Origin of the sequence: Ferruginibacter sp., from assembly GCF_014377975.1 — a bacterium.
In the GTDB taxonomy this organism is placed as follows: Bacteria; Bacteroidota; Bacteroidia; order Chitinophagales; family Chitinophagaceae; genus Ferruginibacter.
On the sequence record NZ_JACMOO010000081.1, the window covers coordinates 1 to 2582 of the forward strand.

Annotated in this window: 2 protein-coding genes; both read left to right on the forward strand. The window is 37.5% G+C overall.

The features are described 5' to 3' along the window. On the forward strand, positions 1 to 1220 hold a 1220-nt coding region (locus tag H7254_RS04775), incomplete at its 5' end, for an amidohydrolase family protein (RefSeq protein WP_301931903.1). A 53-nt stretch (positions 1221 to 1273) separates the two neighbouring features. Further along, on the forward strand, positions 1274 to 2582 hold a 1309-nt coding region (locus H7254_RS04780; RefSeq protein ID WP_301931904.1), incomplete at its 3' end, for a hypothetical protein.

Below are 2582 nucleotides of genomic sequence, written 5' to 3' on the forward strand. Positions count from 1 at the left end.
GAACCAACATTGAGCAAGAATATCAATTGCATGATGGACTTACTACTGCACTGGAATTGGAATGGGGAATTGAGAACCTTAAAGAATGGTATGCAACAAGAAAGTCAAAGGCATTAATAAACTATGGTGCAAGTGTGTGCTGGCCTTACGAACGATTTAAAGCAATAGACAAATACAAAGCTGCTGTAAGCAAATTTTTTGAAACAAGTATAAAAGGAGAATCATCAATTGAAAAGCGCAATAGTATCATTCTACCTGCGGCTGCAGAGCAAATTACAGCGGAAGAAATGAATAAAACACTTGAAAATATTAAATCTTCTTTGAGCGAAGGTGGAATTGGTATCGGAGTTCCAATCGGTTACTTGCCTAAATCAAATCCAACAGAATTGTACAAGCTGTTTCAGTTAGCTGGCGAATTGAATGTACTTGTTTTCACTCACGTACGAAATCCCGATATTATTTCAATTCAGGAAGTAATAGCTGATGCTGCACTCACAAAGGCACCGCTGCATATTGTTCATATTAACAGTATGGCATTGGGTAATATTCAGCTTGGTTTAGACATGGTAAATGCAGCACAAAAAAGAGGGATAGATATTACAACAGAACTCTATTCTTATACCGCAGCTTCAACGAGTTTGGAAAGTGCAATGTTCTCCGATGGATGGCAAGACAGATTGGGCATCAGTTATGGCGATTTACAATGGGTTGAGACTGGAGAACGTCTTACTAAACAAACATTTGATGCCTATCGAAAGACAGGAGGAACAGTAATTATACACATGATGAAACCTGAATGGATAAACACTGGTATTGCTGAACCGGGTGTTATGATTGCATCAGATGGAATGCCATATTCAAAGCTAGCACATCCAAGAACTGGGGGAACGTTCTCGAGAGTTTTAGGCAAATATGTAAGAGAAGAAAAAGTAATTGACCTTATGACCGCTATTGAAAAAATGACTTTGTTGCCAGCTAAAAGACTGGAAAATATTGCACCAATGATGAGGTTCAAAGGCAGGATACAAATTGGGGCTGATGCTGATATTACCATTTTTAACCCCAATACAATAATTGACAAAGGAACTTTTGAAAATGGTCCTGCGTTTTCCGAAGGCATTGAATATGTAATTGTGAATGGTGTGGTTGTTTTAAGAAATGGCAAAACAGTTAATAATGTTTTTGCAGGACAAGCGGTTTATGGAAAGTTTAAAAAGTAATAAACTCCTCAATATTTTCTCTAATTTTTTAAGCAATAAAACAAATTTTTAAAATGAAAAATAAAAAAACAATCGTCCTATTTATCGCATTGATACATGTATTTTCTTTTCAGTTATTAGCACAAAAGAAATTTGAATTAACAGATATGGATAAACTCTATACTTTAACCGACCCTCAAATTTCACCTGACGGCAAATCGATTTTGGTAGTCGTTTCAAAGCCTGATACAACAACCAATAAAAACAAATCATTTATTTATAAAGTAGATGTTGTGAGCGGAGCTACCCAACAGTTAACTTATGAAAGGACATTGGTTAGTTATCCAAGATGGTCTCCATTGGGTAATGCTGTTGCGTTCATAGCTGCCGATGCAAACAATAAGGCTCAGTTATTTTTATTATCAATGAACGGTGGGGAAGCAAAGAAAATTACTAATTCTCCGATGGGTGTAACGCAATTTGATTGGAGCCCTGATGGTACTGCGTTTGCTTTTGTACAGCAAGACGAAATAATAAATAAGAAACAGATAGATAAAGGGTATGATGGCTTTGAAATAAAATACAATAGTATGTTTTTGAATGCCAGGCCAAATCCATCGCATCTCTGGCTTATTCCAGCCGATAGCGGTGAAGCAAAAAGGCTTACGGCTGGCAATTGGACAGTTCCTGCTGCAGTTGCTAATTCCTTTTCCTGGTCTCCTGATGGGAAAAATATTGTGCTTCAAAGTAATGAATCGCCTTACTCCGGTGAACTAATTTTTACGATTAAAACCGTTGAAGTAGCCACCGGGAAAATTAATAGAATCACTACCACCCAAATACCACCAGATGCAATGCATAAAGAAAAGCAGCCTGTTTTTTCGCCTGATGGCAAATCAATTGCCTATCAACGCAATCTGGAAAATGTTGGTTATGGCTTTGATGTTTTTCTTACCTCACTCAATGGGGGCAATGGAATTAATTTGACGGCTAAACTTGACCGCTGTTTTTTTCGGGCAGAATGGAGTACGGATAGTAAAGCCATTTTTGTAGCTGCAAACGACTTCAATACTGTCTCGTTATGGATGCAACCGCTTACCGGTACTGCAAAGAAATTAAACCTGACTAATTTGACCATCGCTGGTGCATATTGGTATGAATATAACATAGGGAAAAATAATTCTATCGCTTTTATTGCCAGTACACCTCAATCTCCGCAAGAGTTATACATATTGGAAACTCCGGAATCCACTCCGAAAAGACTAACTAACTTAAATGTTGAAGTACGTAATATTCCGTTAGGGAAACAAGAAACTTTTAGCTGGAAATCAGATGAATTTACACCCAATGGAATTCTTACTTTTCCACCCGACTTTGACCCTA